Origin of the sequence: Acinetobacter sp. UBA3132 (genome assembly GCF_002364825.1) — a bacterium.
In the GTDB taxonomy this organism is placed as follows: Bacteria; Pseudomonadota; Gammaproteobacteria; order Pseudomonadales; family Moraxellaceae; genus Acinetobacter; species Acinetobacter schindleri.
The window spans coordinates 2,741-24,929 of the sequence record NZ_DEZM01000226.1 but is presented as its reverse complement, the minus strand read 5'-3'; the positions used below and the strand labels follow the sequence as shown (position 1 = coordinate 24,929).

Sequence of the window (22,189 nt, the reverse complement as noted above, 5' to 3'; positions counted from 1 at the left end):
CCAGACAGTTTTGGTTTTAAACCAATTTCGTTGGCTGCATCGTCCGGGCCTTGGATCCAGTGTTTAGAACCGCGACACATATCGTTCCACTCAAGCGCGATACCTGCGTAACCAGCCTGACATGCACGGAATTCTTCAAGATCGTCTGGGGTTGCCATGCCTGATGCATTAAAGAAATCTTCATACTGACGGATACGGCGGGTACGCGCTTCTGGCTCTTCGCCTACAGGTGCGATACAGTAAATCGTCACTTCAGTCTTATCGACAGAAATCGGGCGTAGGACACGGATTTGTGAACCGAACTGATCCATGAAGTAAACGTTTGGATAGATACACAGGTTACGTGAACGTTCGATCATCCACTTCGCCATAGCTTCGCCATATTGCGCAGTGTATTCATCTTTCTTGGCAAAGTTAGGACGATCTTCCGGGTTAGCCCATTGCGTCCAAAGCAGCATGTGACCATGTTCAAAGCCGTAAGAACCACCGCCTTGTTTGCCCCATGCACCTGCACTCATGGCACGAATATTGTCACCCGCTTGTTTTTCTTTACGTTGCTGAGTCGTTGCAGCATAGTTCCAGTGTACTGCAGACACGTGATAACCATCAGCACCGTTTTCGGCAGTCAACTTCCAGTTACCTTCATAGGTATAAGTCGAAGAACCACGTAAAACTTCCAGACCTTGTTCAGACTGATCTACGATCATGTCAATGATTTTGGTCGCTTCGCCCAGGTATTCTTCCAGAGAAGGAACATCCGGATTCAAGCTGCCGAACAGGAAACCTTTATAGTTTTCAAAACGGGCAACCTTTTTCAGGTCATGTGAGCCGTCTTTGTTAAAGCAGTCTGAATAACCCGCTTCAGCCGGATCTTTAACTTTTAATAACTTACCTGAGTTATTGAACGTCCAGCCATGGAATGGGCAGGTATAAGTTGCTTTATTGCCTTTCTTGTTACGGCATAATTGTGCACCGCGATGCGAACAGGCATTGATCATGGCATTCAGTTCACCTTGACGGTTACGTGCAATGATGATCGGCTGACGGCCAATATAGGTCGTATAGAAATCGTTGTTGTTTGGAATCTGGCTTTCATGCGCCAGATAAACCCAGTTGCCTTCAAAGATGTATTTCATCTCCAGGTCAAACAGGGCTTGGTCTGTGAATACAGACCGGTGAAGTCTAAATTCACCAGATTCAAAATCGTCAACTAGAAGCTCATCAATACGATCAAGATGACTGGTGTTAATTACAGGAATACGAGGCATGTCCGTTCTCCGACTTTCCAAGGAGGGGAAGTCATCGGGATGAATCTAATGATTACACCCCGAATCCATTTTGCATTAAGCGCTTGCGCGGCGACGATCAACTTCAGTAGAAGGTGCGTCTGCTTTTTCTTTCACAAGTTCAATATCAAATTGAATATGTTTGAAAGGACCTTTCAAACCACGTTTTGCAATTTCAGCTTCATCAGTGACATCAACCGCAGTTGCAACCAGGCCTTCACGGGTAGCGAATGCAAAGTCATCCCACAGGTACTGGTCGCCTTCAATATTGAATTGAGTTGTCAGCTTGCGGTAACCTGGTGCAGAAACGAAGTAATGCACGTGTGATGGACGGTTACCGTGACGGCCTAATTTGTCCAGTACGAATTGAGTCGTGCCTTCTGGAGGACAGCCATAACCTACTGGCATAGTGGTTAAAGCCACATATTTACCATCCTGGTCGCTGAAAATAGAACGGCGCAGGTTAAAGTCAGACTGTGACTTGTCAAAGAATGAGTAGTTACCCAGACTGTTAGCATGCCAAACTTCAACTTTGGCACCTTCAATGATATTGCCGTCAGTATCTTTAACTGTACCTTCAATGATCAGTGTCGGAATTTTGCCTTCTTCAGAGCCATCATCCATACGGGCAAAGCCGACAGATTCAGGAGCACCCGCCACATATAACGGACCTTCAATCGTACGTGGCGTACCGCCCGTAATACCTGCTTTAGCATCTGCTTCATCAGCACGTAAGTCTAAGTAGTGTTCCAGACCCAAGCCTGCAGCCAGTAGGCCCAATTCATTGGCTTGACCGGCATCGGTAAAGTATTCCAGACCTTTCCAGAGTTCTGACTGAGAAATATCAAGATCTTCGATCGCCTGGAAAAGGTCACCTAGCAGGCGCACAACGATTTGCTGGACACGCTTGTCTTCAGGACCTGTGGCTGTATCCACGTTCATTTGTTTAACTAATGCATCAATTTGTTGACGGTTCATACTATTGCTCCTTAAGTATGTCTGTTTATTGGTGGCTGTTGTTTCAATCCTTATGGCTGAAACTTGGCTGCCACAGTCCTTTGTTAATTACCCTCTGAATACCCTCATCGGATGTGTTCAGATTTGACCGACCTGGCATGTTCCAGGTCTCGGTCATTGTGATCAGGTGTCATCTTCCCGGATTGAAGAAGGGTGGCGGTTTAGTGCCATGATTTCGATATCCATATATGGATACAGTGGTAAGCCCTGCAAAATGTTGTGCAGCTCTTCGTTACTTTCCACATCAAAAATACTGATGTTTGAATACTGGCCTGTGATGCGCCAGATATGGCGCCATTTACCTTGGCGCTGTAAATCCTGTGAATAGGCTTTTTCAACAGCCTTGATTTCGTTGGCCTTCTCGGCAGGCATATCCAGCGGGATATTTACATCCATACGTACATGAAACAGCATGTCTCACTCCTCAATCTAATTGCTTATTTACGGCGTAAATTGTCGATCTTGTCTTCATCCAGCTGAATGCCCAGACCGGCACCTTGCGGCAGATGCAGCTCAAAATTCTGGTATTGCAGTGGTGTTTTCAGAACATCTTCCGTCAGCAGTAGCGGGCCGAACAGTTCAGTACCATAGGCCAGATTCTCAAAGGTCGAGAACAGGTGAGCGGATGCAATTGTTCCTACTGAACCTTCCAGCATGGTGCCACCATACAGGTCAATCCCTGCAAGGTTAGCCACTGTTGCGACATCACGGCCTTCCAGTAAGCCACCTGATTGCGCCACTTTAACTGCAAATACAGAAGCTGCATTAGTACGAGCCAGCTTATAGGCAGTGCTTGGCCCCATCAGTGATTCATCGGCCATAATGGCAATATCAAAGCGACGGGTCAGACGTTGCATGGCATCAATATTGTCAATAGCACAAGGCTGTTCAATCAGGTCAACGCCACCTTCCTGTAGTAGAGTAATGCCCTTAATCGCATCTAGCTCTGACCAGGCACGGTTTACATCTACACGAATAGAAACGTCATTGCCTAAGGCTTTTTTAATTGCCAGAACATGTTCAACATCTGCTTCTACTGGACGTGAACCGATTTTTAGCTTGAAGAAGTTATGGCGTTTTGCAGCCAGCATCTTTTGTGCTTCAGCAATGTCTTTTTCAGTATCACCAGAAGCCAGTACCCAGAGGACCGGTACGCCATCACGTAAACGACCGCCTAGAAGTTCAGAAAGTGGTAAACCTAAACGCTGCGCCTGAATATCCAGCAGGGCAGTTTGAATGGCACATTTCGCAAAACGGTTGCCATTAATATTTTTTTTGATTGCTTGTAATGTCTGTGCAACATTTAAGCCTGATAATGTTTTTAAAAGCGGTACAAAATAAGTATCAATATTTACTTTGACACTTTCAGGGCTTTCATCACCATAACCTAAGCCACCGATCGTTGTTGCTTCACCCCAACCGATGTAACCATCTTCAGTGGTGATTTTGACCAATACCAGGGTCTGGGTTTGCATCGTCGCCACTGCCATCTTGTGAGGACGAATGGTTGGAATTTCTACCAGCAAGGTTTCAACTGACTTATACATAATACGGGTTCACATTCTTGCTTTAATGCTTTGACTTGATATACCTTAAAAGAATCATAAATGGCTGTCGAAGACCATTTTTGCATTTTATTATATTTAAAAGGTATGCACGTTATGGAGCTCAGACATTTAAGGTATTTTGTAGCAGTAGTTGAAGAGCAAAGTTTTACTAAAGCTGCAGAGAAACTTTTTATTGCCCAGCCCCCATTAAGCCGCCAGATTCAAAATCTTGAGGCAGAACTTGGTATTGCGTTATTTGAGCGTGGCAGTCGACCACTTAAAACCACTCAGGCTGGGTATTTTTTCTACCAGCATGCGGTAAAAATTCTGGCCAATGCTGAAGAAGTGAAATCCATGACCAAGCGTATTGGTATGGTAGAACGCACGGTTACCATGGGTTTTGTTGGATCTCTGCTTTATGGATTGCTTTCGCGTATTGTCTACTTATATAGGCAGCAACAGCCACACCTGAAAATTGAACTGGTGGAAATGACCACCATGGAACAGGTTAAGGCACTGAAAGAAGGGCGTATAGATGTTGGCTTTGGGCGTTTACGCATTTCTGATCCGGCATTAAAGCGGGTGCTGTTGCGTGAAGAACGTCTGGTACTCGGTGTACATTCCAGCCATCCTTTATCTTCCCATAATAAAGGAATATATCTTGCCGATATTGTTGATGAAAAATTATTTCTCTATCCTAATCATACCTCTCCAAGTTTCGCCACCCAGGTACAGGGATTATTTTCAGAATATAATCTGGAACCACAACATGTCCGGATTGTAAGGGAAATTCAGCTGGCGCTGGGGCTGGTCGCAGCGGGTGAGGGTGTATGTATTGTACCGGAAAGTGCTCATTCGATTCAGTTAGCTCACCTTAACTATATCCCGATTCTGGACGAGAGCGCAGTCAGCCCGGTTTTTCTGACTATGCGCAATATGGACGAGAGTGAAGACATCATGTCCTTATTTGATTGTATCTATCAAGTATATGATTTAGAAGCAATTAAATATGATAGAAACAGTTTTTAGATATGAATTTATTCCTGACTATACCGCGCCTTAGACTTAAGTTTAAGGCTTGGGCGGAATTTTCTCCTTACCCTCTAAAAAGAGTATGCAGCGATCTACGACTTTAGTGCAATCGGGAAATTTTGATAAAGAAGAAAATTTTAAATCCTCCTTTTATACCTATTTTGTTTGATTGCTGATCAAAGTGCTCTGACATTCAACCTTTTAGGTTCTTTCATACCCTAAACCTATATAAAAACCAGGTATTTCAGTCATTAGACCCGATTTATGATGAAAACATCGGTCCTGGAAGGTCGATTCTGCCTGTAAACAACTTTGAAGGTATAGATATAGATATATTCGGTTTTGGACATTTATCCAGCCATGCTGCATTGTTGCTCCATTAATTGGAACGTTGCATTTGCAGGAGGCAAAGATGGAAGCAACCAAAGTCAATATCAATACATTAATTGATGAAGCGAAATTTACACCATTTCACTGGGGTGTTCTGATCTGGTGTTTGATCATTATTATTTTTGATGGCTATGACCTGGTGATTTATGGAGTAGCCTTACCATTATTAATGCAGGAATGGTCTTTAACAGCGGTACAGGCAGGGATGTTAGCCAGTACTGCCTTGTTCGGCATGATGTTTGGTGCCATGAGTTTCGGCACGCTGTCCGACAAAATCGGGCGTAAGAAAACGATTATGCTCTGTGTGGCAATTTTTAGCGGATTTACTTTCCTGGGGCCATTCGCCAGCTCACCGGTAGAGTTTGGAGTTTTACGTTTTCTGGCTGGTCTCGGCATTGGCGGAGTTATGCCAAACGTTGTAGCGCTAATGACCGAATATGCGCCTAAACGTATCCGTAGCACCTTGGTTGCCCTGATGTTTAGTGGTTATGCGATTGGCGGTATGACGTCTGCACTTTTAGGTGCATGGCTGGTACCACAGTTTGGCTGGCAGATCATGTTCTATATTGCCGGTGTTCCTTTATTGGCTTTACCGTTAATCTGGAAATTCCTGCCTGAATCGTTGATGTATCTAAGCGTCAAAAATCAGACTGTAGAAGCACGAAACATCATTAAAAAGATTTCACCTGCTCAAGATGTTACAGAAAATTCTCAATTTGTCCTGAACGAAGTGAAAAAGGGTGATGAAGCGCCATTAAAAGCATTATTTCAGAAAGGTCGTACATTCAGTACCTTCATGTTCTGGATTGCTTTCTTTATGTGTCTGTTGATGGTGTATGCATTGGGAAGCTGGTTACCAAAGCTGATGATTCAGGCGGGTTACTCATTGGGTGCCAGTATGATCTTCCTGTTCGCCTTGAATATTGGCGGCATGATTGGCGCAATTGGTGGGGGTTATCTCGCTGATAAATTCCATATCAAAAAAGTGCTGACCATTATGTTCCTGTGTGGTGCATCTGCCTTAATCCTGCTTGGTTTTAACAGCCCGCAGTTTGTACTTTATACCCTGATTGCAATCGCTGGTGCTGCAACGATCGGTTCACAGATCTTGTTATATACCTTTGTTGCACAATATTACCCATCTACTGTGCGTTCTACCGGAATGGGTTGGGCATCGGGAATTGGTCGTATTGGTGCCATCGTTGGACCCGTTTTGACAGGTGCATTGCTGACGATGGAACTGCCACACCAAATGAACTTCTTTGCCATCGCAATTCCGGGCGTGATTGCAGCGCTGGCCATTTTTCTAGTGAACCTGAGAGCTTCTGTAGATGGTGAGGTCCTTGAAACCTCTGAATCGAGCGAAGCCATACTTGCCAAAGAAGCGAATTAATAAAGAAAATATCAGTTAATAAAGTAAATATTTCAATGGAATAGGTCACCATCATAAGTGGTGGTGACCGGTTACTGGAATTAAATTGCACAATAAAAAAGCGAGTTTAGGATGAACATGTCGCAATTCACTAATCAACAATCAATCAATAATTCAACCTTCAAACGTAAAGTTTTGATGAGCATGATGGCAATAAGTATAGGCGGTATCAGCCTGTCAGCTATAGCGCAAAGCACAGCTCAATCCAGTCAGGATGAAATCGAGCAGTTACGTCAGGAAGTCAAAGCCTTGCGTGCCATGATTGAACAGCAGCAGTCTCGACAAGTTACATATACAGCACAGGCAACAACACCGGCAGCTATAGCACCAGCAGCCAAACCGGTCATGAAACTTGCTAGTGGTGCTGAATTCAATCTTTACGGAAATGTCCGTGCCGATGCCTCTTATCAGGCTGAAGGCGGTGCAGCTACACGTATGTATAACCAGATTAATGCTGTTCCACTTGAAGGTGTAGGCGAGCGCAGTGATGAGTTTAAATCGACACTTTCTGCAACCCGTCTAGGGATGGACTTTAAAGCTCCTGTAGGTGCTGGGGACAAAGCCCTGAGTGCTAAAGTTGAAGTAGATTTCCTGGGTGGCGCAGGTCTGGATAATTTACGTATCCGTCATGCTTATATGAGTTATGCCAACTGGCTGATTGGTCAGACCTGGTCAAACTTTGCTATACCGGATTATATGCCAGAAACTGTAGATGCTTTGGCCTATGCAGGTGGTGCAGTAAAGCGTACGCCTCAGGTTCGTCATACCAGTACCTTTAGTTCTGCTACCAATCTGGTCCTTGCAGTAGAAGATCCAAAAGATGGCACTATTACTGGAATCAAACAGCGTTTGCCTGCCTTAACCGCACGCCTAAACCATAAATTTGCTGATAATCTTAGCGTCAGTGCCCGTGCCATGGGGAATGAAAAGCGTGTCAATGAAGATGAAGAAATGGCATGGGGTGTAGGTCTGGGTGCAAAATATGAAGTTGTACCGGGTACTACTTTAAAAGCCGATTACTACCATGTTAAAGGTGATAGCAGCTTTGTGTCTTATGCTAATCCTGGTGTAGTTAGAGCGACGAATGGGGATCTTTTACAAAGTGAGTTCGACTCGATTACTGTCGGTTTAACTCAGCAGTTTAATGACAAGTTACGTGGTACCTTGGGCTATGGTTATATGAATTTCGAGCAAGATAATGGATATGTTACTGCTACCGCGAATCCAACAGCAATTAACAAGGATCTTTGGCAAGCCTGGGCAAACGTGTTCTATAGTCCGACCAAACCTTTAAGTTTTGGCCTGGAATATGTCTATGGTGAACGTGAAGCATTAGGTGCAGCCACGAATGGTAGCACTAAGGGTGAAGATAACCGGATTAACGCCGTGGCGATCTATAGCTTTTAATACGTCTCAGATTATATTTTGAAAAGCGTGAACCCAGTTTACGCTTTTTTATTGTGTTCAATTTGATCGATGATCTGTTCTATAGCTCGAGCAAGTTCATCTGTCCATTCAAAAGAACAATTTAATCGAATAAAGTTCTGTGCTGCATGTTTAGGCCTGAACAGCAGACTGGGTGCAATAGAAATCTTCTGCTCAAGCAAATCTGTATAGAGCTGCTGCGAATCCATATCTTCAGGCAGCTCTACCCACAAAAAATAGCCCGTTGGATAATAGTGAATCTTACAGTCTTCAGGTAATCTGGCTTTGAGTTCCTGATAAAAACGTTTTTTGTTCTGATTTAAATGACGGCGCAAACTACGCAAATGCTTTTCATAATGATGATGCGCAACAAAATCTACCAATGTATTCTGTAAAAGCGGACTCACACTCAGGGTACTCATCAACTGTAGATGTTGAATCGCATTGGAATATGGGCCTGCAAAGACCCAGCCGACCCGAGCACCCATGCCCAGCGTTTTAGAAAATGAACCACAGTGCAGCACCATATTTTCCTGGTCAAAATATTTCACTGGAACTGGTTTTTCCTTGCCAAAGTTCAGTTCCTGATAAACGTCATCTTCAATCAGATGCACCTGATACTGAGCTAAGCACTGTGCAATATTTTCTTTGATTCCTGCAGAAACTGTATAACCAATCGGGTTCTGTGCGTTCAACATCAGCCAGCAGACTTTGATCGGATATTGTTTCAGGACTTTTTCAAAAGCTTTCAGATCAAAACCACGTTCAAGATCATCAGGAAGAGTAATGACATTTAGTCCCAGTCTTTCAGCAGCCTGCCAGGCCCCATAAAATACGGTTTCCTGCAAAAGAATATAATCACCCGGTTGGGTGAGTGCCTGTAAAGACAAATTTAGAGCATCCAGCGCACCAGATGTAATGACAATGTCATCTGAATGGCATGATATACCTTGTAGTTGATAACGTCCGGCAATGATCTGGCGCAGCTCCAGATTACCCGGTGGCATATTTGGATGATTCAGATAGCTGTTTTTACGTTTGGAATGCTGGGATAATAACTGCATAAATTTGCTATTAAATAGGAGTTCCGGATTGGGAAATGCCGATCCCAACGGGATCATATCTGTTGCCTGGGTATCTTTGAGATAGTTAAATACCACCGAATTGATCTGTATTTTCTCGTGAGCTGCTAATGTTTCTTTAATGGAAGTTATTGCAAGATCGGCACGTTCAGCAATGTAATAACCGGATTTATCTTTGGCATACAGCCATCCTTGTGCCTCAAGTTCCTGATAGGCATTTAACACTGTCATCAGGCTATAACCGGAAAGTTCGGACTGCTCACGCAATGAAGGGAGTTTGTTATGGGCTTTCCAGATGCCATCTTCAATCATATGGCGAATACTGAGTGCGAGTTTCTCAAATTTATACATACATCAAGAAAAATAGAAAAATGGAAATTTACCTGCATATATAGCATATTTAGTCAGGTTAAATATAACAGTTGGAGCAGTTATGATTTATCTGTTATATTTTTTTAGGCAGTATTTGTATCTACTCATTTTTTGCAATCGAGTTGAAAATAAGGATAGTCCGTAAATCCAGCGACAGGTGAGCATATGACTCCAGACGAACAGAAAAAAGCACCGAAATATGCAGACAGCAGTATTTCTGATGAAGCTTTCAAAAAGATGATTATTTGGTTCGCTATTTATGCAGGGTTGTTTTGTCTGGGGGTGGTTTTAGTGGTCAACGCTGATAACCTGTTCTTCTCAGGACTCAAATAATAAAAAATCCCGGTTTAATGACCGGGATTTTTATTCATATAATTATTCCATTATAAAAAATGATAGTTTTTGATACTTTCATAGACGCCGTAGTTTTTGTCACATTTTGCTACTTGCTTTCATATTTTTCCTTGCTAGATTCAAGCAAGTGATACGTTTATTTTGCAGTGTCTGCTAATCTGCGCATCATGCTTAAATAAAAATATTTAAAAATCTCGACAACAATATGGACGTATAACAAGGATAAAGGAGCACAACATGCTTGGAAATATGATGTTTCAGCCCTTACTGATCAGCAGCATGATTGAACATGCAGGACGCTATCATGCCGATACTGCGGTAATTTCAAAAAATACTGATCTCAGCATGACCCATACGACCTGGGGCGAAATTCGTAGCAATGCCAAACGTTTCGCCAATGTACTGAATCAGCTGGGACTGCAACATGGCGACCGTGTCGCGACCATTGCATGGAATAACCATCGTCATCTGGAATCCTGGTATGCCATTTCTGGAAGTGGCTTTGTTTGCCACACGATTAACCCGCGTTTATTTCCGGAACAGTTGGTATTTATTATTAATGATGCATCAGACCGTGTAATCCTGTTTGATAAAACCTTTGTACCATTAATTAAAGCCGTCAAACCGATGCTAAGCAAGGTAGAGCACTTTATTTGTCTGGATGCAAAAGATGAGGCTATCCTTGAAGCTCTTCCAGATGTGAAATTCTATGATGAGCTGATTGCCGATCAATCTGATAATTTTGATTGGCCTGTACTCAATGAAAATACAGCAAGCTCACTGTGTTATACCTCTGGAACTACAGGTCATCCAAAAGGTGTTTTATATAGTCACCGTTCAACGACATTACATAGTTTTGCGATCAGTTTGCCGGATTCACTGAATGTATCTGCACGAGATATCATGCTGCCTGTAGTACCGATGTTCCATGTCAATGCCTGGGGGACACCATATGCAGCAGCGATGGTCGGCTGTACTTTGATATTGCCAGGCCCAGGGCTAGATGGTGCGAGTCTGGTCAATTTAATTGACAGCTATAAAGTATCAGTTGCTCTAGGTGTACCAACGATCTGGCAAGGCTTGATTGCAGCAGCACAACAGTCGGGTTCCAAGTTAGAAAGCTTAAAACGCAATGTCGTCGGCGGTTCGGCATGTCCGCCTTCAATGCTAAAAATATTCAGAGAACAGTTTGACTGTGAAACCATCCATGCCTGGGGTATGACGGAAACCAGTCCACTTGGTGCAGCCAATCAGATTAAAGCCAAGCATCTGGATTTGAGTGAAGAAGAGCGTTTACAAATTCGCCTTTCTCAAGGTCGTCCACCATTTGGCGTCGACTTGCGTTTGACTGATGAAGAAAATGGATCGAATGAAATTACTCGCGATGGTGAAACCACAGGCAATTTGCAGATTCGTGGTCACTGGATCATCAATAACTATTTTGGCAAGGAAGAATCTTCTTTAACTGCTGATGGCTGGTTTGATACGGGGGATATTGCCACCTTGAATGAAGATGGCTTTATGAAAATCAGCGACCGTGCCAAGGATCTGATCAAATCGGGCGGAGAATGGATTTCCTCGGTGGAACTGGAAAATCTGGCCATGGGTCATCCACAAATAGCCATGGCAGCTGTCATTGCTGCACAGCATCCGAAATGGGATGAGCGTCCAATCCTGATTGCGATTAAAAAACCTGACAGTCAGCTCACCGAGCCAGAACTGCTGGACTATTTTGCTGACAAAGTAGCAAAATGGCAGGTGCCAGACAAAGTAATTTTTGTCGATGCAATTCCACTGAGTGGTACTGGCAAGATGCTGAAAAAAGACTTACGTGAAAAGTTCGGAACAGTATTGCTGGATCAGCAGACAGAGCTCAGCCCAGCTGTAGAATAATACCTATAAACTCTTCCAAAATAACAAGGCTGACTACAGAAATGTGGTCAGCCTTTTGCATATTTATAGCCATAAAGCTCATAGAAAAATAGTCAATTCATATAGGCGAACTGGCATGAAATGCCTTTCCGATTTACATGCCGAAAACCAACTTTAATCAAAAGCACATCATTTTGTCCGACAAAAAACAGGAATTTTACCGACAGAAACATGATTTGACCCGAATTGACATGGAACGAATCATAAAAGCCTATATTCTGAATGCATAATAAATAGACAGATGTACATTAATTCTGTTTCTGTATGAGGTAATAAAAATGACAAGTATGCAAAGCTACAAGCCTCACTGGATCCGAGAAGACTTCATTGATTTCATTGCTGAAAAATTTTATCCAACTTTGGCATTGAAAAAAGTGAAGGCAGAAGTGATCAGCATCCAGCTTATTGGCAATGATTTTTATAAGATCCAGTTACGTCCAAATTTCAACTTTCAGGCTAAAAAATTTCAACCAGGACAGAATGTGGCTGTGACTTTAAGGCTGGATGGTATTTTGCATCAGCGTCATTATTCTGTCGTTACAATGCTAAAAAATGGTGATGTAATTATCGCTGTTAAACAGCAGGGCAAAGTATCCCGTGCCTTGAGCTCCTCACAGCTGGGTGCTGTAGTAGAACTTTCACAGCCACAGGGCGAATTCACCCTGCTGAGTTCCCCTAAACCCATTTTAATGCTGGCCTCAGGCAGCGGTATCACTGCAATTTACTCCTTACTGCAAAAAGCCGTAGTGCAGTTTCAGCATCCGATTGATCTGATCTACTTCACCCGTGATGATGCGTTTCATGCTGAAATCAAAACCTTGGCACTGATGCATTCACATCTGAAATATCATCATTTCAATACTGTGGAGCATAAGCAGCATCTCAGCCTACAGTTACTCAACAAGCTGGTGCCTGATTTTGAACAACGTGAAATTTATGCCTGTGGTTCAGCGGCCATGATGAAAACAGCACACCGTATTGCTGAAAAGCTTTCCGTGAAATCCAGTTTCCATTCTGAATACTTCCAGATCGTGGTGGATGAAAAAGTTAAAGCACAACCTGTGCAATTCCAGCGATTGCATCAGGAGTTTCAGGCCAGTTCTACTATTCTGGAAAGTGCTGAACAGGCAGGTTTGCGTCCTGCACATGGTTGCCGAATGGGAATTTGTAATACCTGTTCCTGCACCAAAGTCAGTGGCTCAGTAAAAAATATCTTGACTGGTGAAATCGATCACGAGAGCAATACCCCGATTAAACTGTGTATCTCCCAGGCCGTTAGTCCTGTGGTGATTAATCTTTAATCCCTAGAAAAATAAGAAGGTACTCCCATGAATATGCAAATTGATTTTAAGCGGCACAGTAAGAGCCAATTTTTAAGCCCTGAACAGATTCAGGAATTTGGTGCCAAGGTGGATGCGATCCGCCGTGAGGTGATGGATGATTTAGGTGAAAAAGATGCTGAATACATCTATAAAATCCGTAATTTTGTCCGTTATAGCGAAATTGCTTCCCGGGGCATGCTGATGGTGGCCGGTTGGTTGCCACCAGTCTGGCTACTCGGTACAGGCTTATTGGGTATTTCCAAAATCGTAGAAAATATGGAACTTGGTCATAACGTGATGCATGGCCAGTTTGACTGGATGAATGATCCAAGTCTGAATGGTTCGACTTATGACTGGGATACCATTGCCACCGGTGATGACTGGAAATATACCCATAACTATATTCATCATACTTATACCAATATTGTCGGCATGGACCACGATGTGGGTTATGGCCTGATTCGTGTGAGTGAATCGCAAAAATGGGAACCCCGTTTTCTATTTAATATTCCACTAACAATTCAGTTGATGGTGTTCTTCGAATGGTACGTGGGTCTACAGCGCCTGCATCTAGAAGATGTAATTGCCTATAAAACCAAAACCTGGAAACAGGTTTGGGATGAAGCAACGCCACTACGTAAAAAGATGCGCCGTCAGGTACTGAAAGATTATGTATTCTTCCCGATTATTGCCGGTCCAAATGCCATTCCAGTATTTACTGGCAATGCAGTGGCCAATGTGATTCGTAGTCTGTGGGCTTCCGCTGTGATCTTTAACGGTCATTTCACGGAAGATGCTGAAACTTTTGAAATGGACAATACAGAAAATGAATCCCGTGCGGAATGGTATCTGCGTCAGATCCGTGGCTCGAGTAATTTCAGTGGTACCGAATGGCTGCATATTCTAAGTGGTAACTTGAGCCATCAGATTGAGCACCATTTATTCCCGGACATGCCAGCGAACCGTTATTCAGAAGTGGCACCAAAAATCAAAGCATTATGTGCTGAATATGGTATCCACTATAACGAAGCCAGTTTTATGAAGCAGTTTTCGACCGTTTGGGTTCGCGTTGCAAAATGCTCTGTACCAAACGAATGGCATGCACAAATTGCAGAAAAAGTGCAAAGCGCAAAATCTATATTGAATGCTGTAAAAGCCAAGTTCTTTTAATCACTTTTCTTTAACAGCATCATATTGATGTTTCTTAACCAGTTTGGTACTCCTCAATAACTTTGGATGGGTTATTGAGGATTTTTTTATCTGAGCTTCTTATACATATCAACTTGGTTGTAGATTGTCTTGGATCTAGTAATATTAGTTCCAATAAGCTTAAAAAATACTAATACCTTATCAAATTGAAGTATTTTAAAGTATTTGATTCATTAGAATAATTAAGTAATACATCATATTTTATGGATAAAATGTGAAGAATTCTTTTCAAAAAAACACTCATGCAAAACAGACTTGGTACGGCTGAAACGCTTTGCCTACAACAACTTGCTAAACTTTAGGAAAGTTATTTTTATAATGGCGGCGTCGTAACATTCAAGGTCTTAGGTTTGAAATATCTTAAATATTTTTCAGGAATCTCCTTATTATTGCTGTTAACTGCTTGTAACACCACTGAAGCGCCAGCTCCAGATTATCAGGGCAACTGGAAGAACACTCTGGAAAATCCAAAACTTGAAAATATCCTGGTAATTGCTAAAAATGGTGAAAATTATCTGATTACTAATACCATCAAAGATAAGGAAACCGGTAAAACAGAGAAAAAGAACCCGATGCCCGCGGCTGTAAATGAAAATGGCATGCTTCAGCTGAATGCAGGGGCGGGAATGGTTGATTTTGTAATTGATGAGAAAACTGGCAACCTTGTAGGGTCAGGTTCAGTCTACCAAAAAGCCAAATAATGCTCTAATCTAATCCTTTTAGAAATAACAACATAGATGTCATGAAATGGAATTATTCATGACATTTATTTATATAGATATTTAAGCAATATGCCTTAATAATTCGGTAAAACCCTGCACAAAATAATTTGCTCTGGCTTTAATCAGCTCGATTTCATGAGCAGAATACTGATCATAAATTGCCACTACCTCTATTCCTGCATTATTCGCAGCTTCTACACCAATTAAAGAATCTTCAATAATCAGGCAATCTTTGGCTTCAATTTTGAAATGCTCAAGAACATTCAGATAAATTTCTGGATGTGGCTTGATGTTCTGGACATTTTCGCGGGTAAGGATTAAGGCAAAATCATCATCAAAGCTGATTTTAGCGTTAATATTTTGATTATTGTCCTGATAACGCTGCACATTGAATAAACTGGTGGTTGTGGTTAAGGCCAGTGGAATCTCTTGTTTTTTCAGGGCCTGGATTATAAGTTCTGCCTGAGGTTTTAATTCGACCACATGATCCAGAAAATGTCGTGAAATACTGTAACGGCGGTTTTTAACGTCTTCTTTGTTTAGTTCAAAACCGTATAGTTCTTTTAAATAACCACAATATTCCAGATAAGGATCAGGCAAATGTCGAAAGGCTGTCAACTGTAGATCCCGCTGCTGCTGGATCAATTTTAAATTGGCTTTTATACCGGAAAGTTCATGAATCAGGGCTGCATCAACTTGGTTCCAGATACCGACTGAATCAATCAGGGTGCCATCTAGGTCAAAACATACCAATTTTTTGTTCTGAAACATGACACTTTTCCCTTAATTTCCACAATCTATTCTGTGCGGCTGAGTATATAACATGCGACTTAAGTGTTTCAGCTGAAATAAAAGATAAGGGTTATCCATTTTACATGAAGTGGTATTTGACAGAGTTACAGATCGGGTAAACAGTATTTTTATTGCAAAACACATCCTGAATGATCATACAGATAGTCACAAAGTGTTATATTTGGACATTGGCACTAGATCAAATTGCGCGGATGATAGATCCGCCAAAATGATTAAAAAATTGAAGGAAATGTGTTTCTGTGTTTGAACTTGACTGTAAATTGCTCAGCATCTTTTATTATGTCTACAAATTTAAGAACGTCTCCCATGCAGCCGATTATCTGGATATGAGCCAACCGACGGTGAGTAATCTGCTCAATAAAATCCGTCAGCATTATAATGATCCTTTATTTTTGCGTATTGGCAATGAAATGCTGCCGACGGATCTGTCAAAGCAGCTATTTCCTTTGGTCAGTGAAGCGCTGAGTAAAGTCGAAACTATTAATAACTTTACTATTGATTTCGATCAAACCACCTCTCAGCAACGCTTTACCTTGGCAATGACCGATGTATCGCATCTGGTCCTGTTGCCAAAAATTTCACAATATCTAAAACAGCACGCTTCGCATATTCGTCTGAATGTGCGTCCAATTACTTCAGAAACCAGCTATCAAATGGCCAATGGAGAAATTGATCTGGTTTTAGGTTTTTTGCCGAATCTGGAAAATGGTTTCTATCAGCAGAAACTGTTTGAACAGTATTATGTGGTGATTGCAGCCAAAGACCATCCACGGCTGGTTGGCGACAGCCTGACTATTGAAGAGTATTTGCGTGAAACGCATATTGATATTGATGCCGGGATGGGACATTACCATATTGAAAACGAATTGCTGAATCTGGAACTCAAGCGAGACATTCTAATGCGCTTGCCAAGCTATTTAGGCGTAGGACTGGTGGTGCAGGAAACCGATGCAATTGCGACTGTGCCTTATTATTTGAGTGAAGTATTACTATCGCGTGGCAATCTCAAGATTTTTAATGCGCCGATTGCATTTCCGACCTATTCGGTGAAACAGTATTGGCACATGTCCTGTCATCATAAAACCAGTCATCAATGGTTACGCAATATATTGCATGAGATTTTAAGTAAATAAGCTTGCAGCATGAAAGATTTGATTTCATCGCTATCTCTAGATTTTAAAAATCCCGGTTCAAGCCGGGATTTTTTATTTTGGTACATCTTGATGCCTATAACAGATTCTTGCACCTGAATTGATCAGTTAAAACCCCAAAAAGTATTACGAATATAAAAAATAGTATTACCAGTTTGGCACGCCCTTTGCATTTATTTAAGCATCATAAAGTGATCTAGGGTTCCGATACATGAATATTCATGTAGGTCTGCGACCGAGAGTTCACGGCGAAAGGAAACACTGATCGCTACACGGAGGGATAAAAGCCCGGGAGGTAAACCGTCAAAGATTAGGGTAGATGCATATGAGCACAACAACTTATCACGAAGATCAAGTCCTATGGACTGAACGTTTACCGGGTGGACATCACTGGTCTGCACGCATTCAGCGCGGCGCAGTCTTACAACTGAAATCTTTAGGCAAAAATGCCAATGTCGCGCTGTACTGCGTCAACAGTGAAGATAAACTTGAACGCTATAACATGCCAGACAGCTTAAAAGGGCAACATACGGCATTTTTAAGTACAGGGCATATTTTAGCCTCTGATTTGGGTCGAGCGATGATCTCGATTGTCAAAGATGATCACGGTTGGAATGACGCTTTTTGTGCACCAAGTACGGCACAGCAAATTGAACAACAATTCGGCACTAAAACCTTTCAAGATGCCCGTAATGAGATGTACCGCAACGGCAAAGACAGTTTATTACTGGAAATGACCAAATTTGGTTTATCTGCAACCGACCTCAGCAGCACTTTAAATCTGTTTTCAAAAGTCCAACCTGATGATAACGGTAACCTCAGCTATGTGGCATCTGACAATACTGATCAAGTGATTGAACTACGTTTTGAAATGGATTGTCTGGTGTTTTTATCGAGTGCACCGCATGCCTTAGATAACTCGTCTGAATATGCACCTGCCGATATTCAATTGTCACTGTTTAAAGCACTTCCTTTAGGCGAGACCGATGTCTGCCGTGATTCGTGCCCGCAAAATCAGCGTGCGTTCCATAATAATAATCGCTACTACGCTTTAACTGCTTAAGGGGAATACATCATGACTGCACTCGTAAACCTAGAAAAATCTGTGTTAAGTGAAGTATGTCCTGCCGGTGAAGCGTGGATGTGCGAAGTCAAAAAAGGACAGTATTTCCGTATTGTTGACCTTGAAGGCAACCAGGCGGTGGATACACTTTTTATCTCGGCTTCAAATCCTGAAGAGCGTTATAGCGCGACCGATACCTTGGCGATGAATCGTCAAATTTATCTCGAAAAAGGCACCACTTTATATACCAACTTTGGCAATAAAATCGCCACGATTAACGATGATAACTGCGGTCGTCATGACACTTTAGGTGGTGCATGTTCATGTGAAAGTAATACCGTACGTTATGCACATGACAAATACCCAATGCACAGTTGCCGTAACAATTTCATGATTGCACTATCTCAGCATCCGATTGCGAAAAAGCATGGTCTGAATGTGCGTCATATTGGGCCCAACATTAACTTTTTTATGAATGTGCCTGTGACATCGGAAGGTCATTTGAAATTTGATGATGGTATTTCCGCACCGGGTAAATATGTCGAGATTAAAGCCGAAATGGATCTCATCGTCCTTATCTCAAACTGCCCACAACTGAATAACCCATGTAATGCCTATAACCCAACAAAAATTCAACTGATTGTTCGTGAAGGCGAGGTATAAAACTATGACTTTAAAATATGGGTTTAATAAAGTTCTCATCGCCAACCGTGGTGCAATTGCTTGTCGTGTCATCCGTACCCTTAAAAAATTAGGCATCCAATCGGTTGCGGTGTATTCGGAAGCAGATCGTGATTCCTTGCATGTGACTTTAGCTGATGAAGCGGTCTTTATTGGTGATGCACCTGCAAGCCAAAGCTATCTGAATGTCGATAAAATCTTAGAAGTGGCCAAACATACCGGTGCGCAAGCGATTCATCCGGGCTATGGATTCCTGTCTGAAAATGCCGAATTCTGTAATCTCTGTGAAGCACAAGGCATTGTGTTCTTGGGCCCAAATGCCGAGCAAATGAAAGCATTTGGTCTGAAACACACTGCACGTGAATTGGCGATTCAAGCCAATGTACCGTTATTGCCAGGTAGCCAATTATTGGCTGATGAAGCTGAAGCCCTGCTTGAGGCTGAGCGTATTGGCTATCCTGTGATGCTGAAAAGTACCGCAGGTGGTGGTGGTATTGGCATGCGTTTGGTGTGGAATGCGGAGGAGCTGAAAGAAGCTTATGCAACCGTGTCTTATTTAGCGCAAGCCAACTTTAAAGATGCAGGCCTTTACTTAGAAAAATTCGTACAAAATGCTCGTCATATCGAAGTGCAAATCTTTGGTGATGGCAACGGTTTAGTTCTAGCACTGGGCGAGCGTGATTGTTCGGTGCAACGTCGTAACCAAAAAGTGATTGAGGAAACGCCTGCACCACATTTAAACGATACGCAACGTGCCTATATTCAAAATGTCGCGATTCAATTGATGCAATCGGTGAATTACCGTTCGGCAGGTACCGTTGAATTTGTGATGGATACTGACACACAAGAATTCTACTTTTTGGAAGTGAATACCCGTCTACAAGTGGAACATGGCGTTACTGAACAAGTCTTTGGTGTCGATCTTGTGGAATGGATGGTGACTTTAGGCAGTGGCGATTGGGTTGCACCAACATCAAAACTTGAGTCACAAGGACATTCAATTCAAGTGCGTCTTTATGCCGAAGATCCAATCAAAAACTTCCAACCAAGTGCAGGACTTTTGACGCATGTTGAGTTCGATGCCAACGCGCGTAATGAAACTTGGGTAGAAACAGGTTCAAACGTCTCATCTTTCTATGACCCGATGATTGCCAAAATTATTGTGACTGCGGATGATCGTGATTCTGCAATTCAAGCCATGACAGTTACGCTCGCTAAAACCCAAGTGGCGGGCATTGAAACCAACCTTGAATATCTGCAAAACATTATCGACTGCAATGTCTTTAAAGCCGGTACGCAAACCACACGTTTTTTAAATACCTTTGAGTGGAAAACTCAAAAAATTGAAGTGCTACAAGCGGGCATTCAAACCGCCGTGCAAGATGTGACAGGACGTTTAGGTTACTGGGATGTTGGTGTTCCGCCATCAGGTGCGATTGATCCGCTGTCTTTGAATGTCGCAAACCAATTGTTGGGCAATGCACCGAATACCGCAGGTCTAGAATGTACGCTACAAGGTCCTAGCCTAAAATTCCACTGCGATAGCCAAATTGTGTTGGCAGGTGGGGATATGCCATCAACGTTGGATGGCGTTGATGTACCGATGTGGCAAACCGTGAATGTGCGTAAAGGACAGGTGCTGAAATGTGGCAAGATCTCTACAGGTTGCCGTACCTATATCGGGATTAAAGGTGGTCTGAATGTGCCTGAATATTTAGGCTCACAAGCAACCTTTACCCTAGGTCAGTTTGGCGGTCATGCCGGGCGTAATTTACTCATTGGCGATATGCTTCCAATTACGGCATTTACATCGACTGAAACTAGAGCATTAGCACCTGAACAAATCCCTGCATTCTCAAATACATGGGAAATTGCGGTGATGTATGGTCCACATGGCGCACCTGACTTCTTTACCAAACGTGATATTGATTCGTTCTTTGCGCAAGAGTTTGAAATTCACTTTAACTCAAGCCGTACAGGTGTGCGTTTAATTGGTGAAAAACCTGAATGGGCGCGTACCGATGGCGGTGAAGCAGGTTTACATCCATCGAATATTCATGACAATGCTTATGCCATTGGTGCCATCGACTTTACAGGCGATATGCCAATTATTTTGGGGCCAGATGGTCCAAGTTTAGGCGGATTTGTTTGTCCGGCGGTGATTGTCAGCTCAGAACTGTGGAAAGTGGGTCAGTTGAAAGCAGGCGATAAAGTTAAATTTGTGCCTGTCAGCTATCATCAAGCCAGCATTTTAAATGAAAAATATCATGCCATGCTGAATGCTGAAAACACGGCATTGGTAAACTTTGATGAAGCCTTTTATGCAGAGAAAAATACTTTAGAAACACCCATCTTAGATACTTTAAAAGCTGAAAATGGTACGCCTGATGTGGTCTATCGTCCTGCCGGAAACAACTATATGTTAGTGGAATATGGCGAACTGGTTTTAGATTTAAACCTACGTTTCCGTATTCATGCACTGATGCAATGGGTCAAAGATCAAAATATTCAAGGCATTATTGATCTGACACCGGGCATTCGTTCACTGCAAATTCATTTTGATTCGACCAAGCTTGATCAGATTGATTTATTGCGTATGCTTCAAGTGGCGGAAGAGCAACTGCCGGATGTCACTGAAATGCAAGTGCCATCGCGTACCGTGTATTTACCCCTGGCTTGGGAAGATTCGCAAACGCAACTCGCAACCGAACGCTATATGCAAACGGTAAGACATGATGCACCGTGGTGTCCTGATAACGTGGAGTTTATTCGCCGTATTAATGGTTTAGACTCTAAACAAGCTGTGAAAGACATTGTGTATAGCACCAATTATTTGGTCATGGGTTTGGGTGATGTGTATTTAGGTGCACCTGTGGCAACACCGCTTGATCCACGCCATCGTTTAGTGACTACAAAATACAACCCTGCACGTACATGGACGCCTGAAAATGCCGTGGGTATTGGTGGTGCGTATATGTGTGTTTACGGTATGGAAGGCCCGGGCGGTTATCAGTTTGTGGGTCGTACCTCGCAAATGTGGTCACGTTACCGTAAAAACCCAGATTTTGAACAAGGTATGCCGTGGTTACTGCGCTTTTTTGACCAAATTAAGTTTTATGAAGTGTCTGAAACTGAACTCATGCACATGCGTGAGGACTTTAAAGCAGGTCGTTTAAAACTGCGTATTGAAGATGGTGTACTCAACCTTAAAGAATACAACGACTTCTTAACGGAACATCAGGAATCGATTTCTGCATTTAAAGCGGTGCAACAAGCCAACTTTGATGCAGAGCGCCGTCGCTGGCATGAAGCAGGTCTTGCGGAATATGTCTCTGAAAGTCTAGATGCTGTGGATGATG

The 22,189-nt window shown here is 42.6% G+C and carries 18 protein-coding genes and 1 riboswitch; of the genes, 12 read left to right on the top strand and 6 right to left on the bottom strand.

All coding sequences use genetic code 11. The features are described 5' to 3' along the window. The 4 genes from benA to B4033_RS12435 form a co-directional block, all read right to left on the bottom strand. A partial coding sequence (gene benA, locus B4033_RS12450; RefSeq protein ID WP_286834437.1) for a benzoate 1,2-dioxygenase large subunit occupies positions 1 to 1,268 on the bottom strand: 1,268 nt, incomplete at its 3' end. Between the two features lie 75 nt (positions 1,269 to 1,343). Then, a complete protein-coding gene (gene catA / locus B4033_RS12445) occupies positions 1,344 to 2,264 on the bottom strand; it encodes a catechol 1,2-dioxygenase (RefSeq protein ID WP_286834434.1) in 921 nt (306 codons plus the stop codon). Between the two features lie 162 nt (positions 2,265 to 2,426). Further along, entirely contained in the window at positions 2,427 to 2,717 is a 291-nt protein-coding gene (gene catC / locus B4033_RS12440) for a muconolactone Delta-isomerase (protein ID WP_004809440.1), read from the bottom strand. A gap of 23 nt (positions 2,718 to 2,740) precedes the next feature. After that, positions 2,741 to 3,850, bottom strand: coding sequence for a muconate/chloromuconate family cycloisomerase (locus B4033_RS12435; RefSeq protein ID WP_286834431.1), 1,110 nt, complete (start codon positions 3,848 to 3,850; stop codon positions 2,741 to 2,743). Positions 3,851 to 3,964: 114 nt separating this feature from the next. Between B4033_RS12435 and B4033_RS12430 the strand changes: the two genes are divergently transcribed. From B4033_RS12430 to B4033_RS12420, 3 genes are all read left to right on the top strand, one after another. Then, positions 3,965 to 4,879 (top strand): LysR family transcriptional regulator, encoded by a 915-nt coding sequence (locus tag B4033_RS12430; protein WP_103800653.1) that lies wholly within the window; start codon positions 3,965 to 3,967, stop codon positions 4,877 to 4,879. A 415-nt stretch (positions 4,880 to 5,294) separates the two neighbouring features. Beyond that, complete coding sequence (locus B4033_RS12425; protein WP_286834428.1) at positions 5,295 to 6,665, top strand: MFS transporter; 1,371 nt, start codon at positions 5,295 to 5,297, stop codon at positions 6,663 to 6,665. A gap of 111 nt (positions 6,666 to 6,776) precedes the next feature. Beyond that, positions 6,777 to 8,111 (top strand): DcaP family trimeric outer membrane transporter, encoded by a 1,335-nt coding sequence (locus B4033_RS12420; RefSeq protein ID WP_286834426.1) that lies wholly within the window; start codon positions 6,777 to 6,779, stop codon positions 8,109 to 8,111. A 38-nt stretch (positions 8,112 to 8,149) separates the two neighbouring features. On the opposite strand, the gene B4033_RS12415 is transcribed toward B4033_RS12420, so the two are convergent. Beyond that, positions 8,150 to 9,562, bottom strand: a complete 1,413-nt coding sequence (locus B4033_RS12415) for a PLP-dependent aminotransferase family protein (RefSeq protein ID WP_286834424.1) — start codon at positions 9,560 to 9,562, stop codon at positions 8,150 to 8,152. A gap of 186 nt (positions 9,563 to 9,748) precedes the next feature. On the opposite strand from B4033_RS12415, the gene B4033_RS12410 reads away from it, so the two are divergent. The 5 genes from B4033_RS12410 to B4033_RS12390 all read left to right on the top strand — a co-directional run bounded on the left by B4033_RS12410 (position 9,749) and on the right by B4033_RS12390 (position 15,101). Then, a complete protein-coding gene (locus B4033_RS12410) occupies positions 9,749 to 9,916 on the top strand; it encodes a hypothetical protein (protein ID WP_004894933.1) in 168 nt (55 codons plus the stop codon). Between the two features lie 258 nt (positions 9,917 to 10,174). After that, on the top strand, positions 10,175 to 11,830 hold the full coding sequence (locus B4033_RS12405; protein WP_286834422.1) for a long-chain-fatty-acid--CoA ligase: 1,656 nt from the start codon (positions 10,175 to 10,177) through the stop codon (positions 11,828 to 11,830). A gap of 317 nt (positions 11,831 to 12,147) precedes the next feature. Further along, positions 12,148 to 13,170, top strand: coding sequence for a flavin reductase family protein (locus B4033_RS12400; protein ID WP_286834419.1), 1,023 nt, complete (start codon positions 12,148 to 12,150; stop codon positions 13,168 to 13,170). Between the two features lie 27 nt (positions 13,171 to 13,197). Beyond that, positions 13,198 to 14,361 (top strand): fatty acid desaturase family protein, encoded by a 1,164-nt coding sequence (locus B4033_RS12395; protein WP_286834417.1) that lies wholly within the window; start codon positions 13,198 to 13,200, stop codon positions 14,359 to 14,361. A gap of 389 nt (positions 14,362 to 14,750) precedes the next feature. Continuing rightward, positions 14,751 to 15,101: a hypothetical protein gene (locus tag B4033_RS12390; protein ID WP_048881061.1), complete on the top strand. Its 351-nt coding sequence runs from the start codon at positions 14,751 to 14,753 to the stop codon at positions 15,099 to 15,101. Positions 15,102 to 15,182: 81 nt separating this feature from the next. Here B4033_RS12390 and B4033_RS12385 read toward each other — a convergent pair whose 3' ends face one another. Further along, positions 15,183 to 15,893 (bottom strand): HAD family hydrolase, encoded by a 711-nt coding sequence (locus B4033_RS12385; RefSeq protein WP_103800660.1) that lies wholly within the window; start codon positions 15,891 to 15,893, stop codon positions 15,183 to 15,185. A 281-nt stretch (positions 15,894 to 16,174) separates the two neighbouring features. Here B4033_RS12385 and B4033_RS12380 point away from each other — a divergent pair, with 281 nt between their 5' ends. From B4033_RS12380 to uca, 4 genes are all read left to right on the top strand, one after another. Then, entirely contained in the window at positions 16,175 to 17,068 is an 894-nt protein-coding gene (locus tag B4033_RS12380; protein ID WP_286834411.1) for a LysR family transcriptional regulator, read from the top strand. Positions 17,069 to 17,271: 203 nt separating this feature from the next. Then, positions 17,272 to 17,383: riboswitch (guanidine-I (ykkC/yxkD leader) on the top strand. Positions 17,384 to 17,411: 28 nt separating this feature from the next. Continuing rightward, positions 17,412 to 18,149, top strand: coding sequence for an urea amidolyase associated protein UAAP1 (locus tag B4033_RS12375; protein WP_286834408.1), 738 nt, complete (start codon positions 17,412 to 17,414; stop codon positions 18,147 to 18,149). 12 nt (positions 18,150 to 18,161) lie between these two features. Next, on the top strand, positions 18,162 to 18,812 hold the full coding sequence (locus B4033_RS12370) for an urea amidolyase associated protein UAAP2 (protein WP_286834406.1): 651 nt from the start codon (positions 18,162 to 18,164) through the stop codon (positions 18,810 to 18,812). 4 nt (positions 18,813 to 18,816) lie between these two features. Further along, positions 18,817 to 22,189: urea carboxylase (uca, locus tag B4033_RS12365; RefSeq protein ID WP_286834403.1), on the top strand; the 3,373-nt coding region annotated here is incomplete at its 3' end.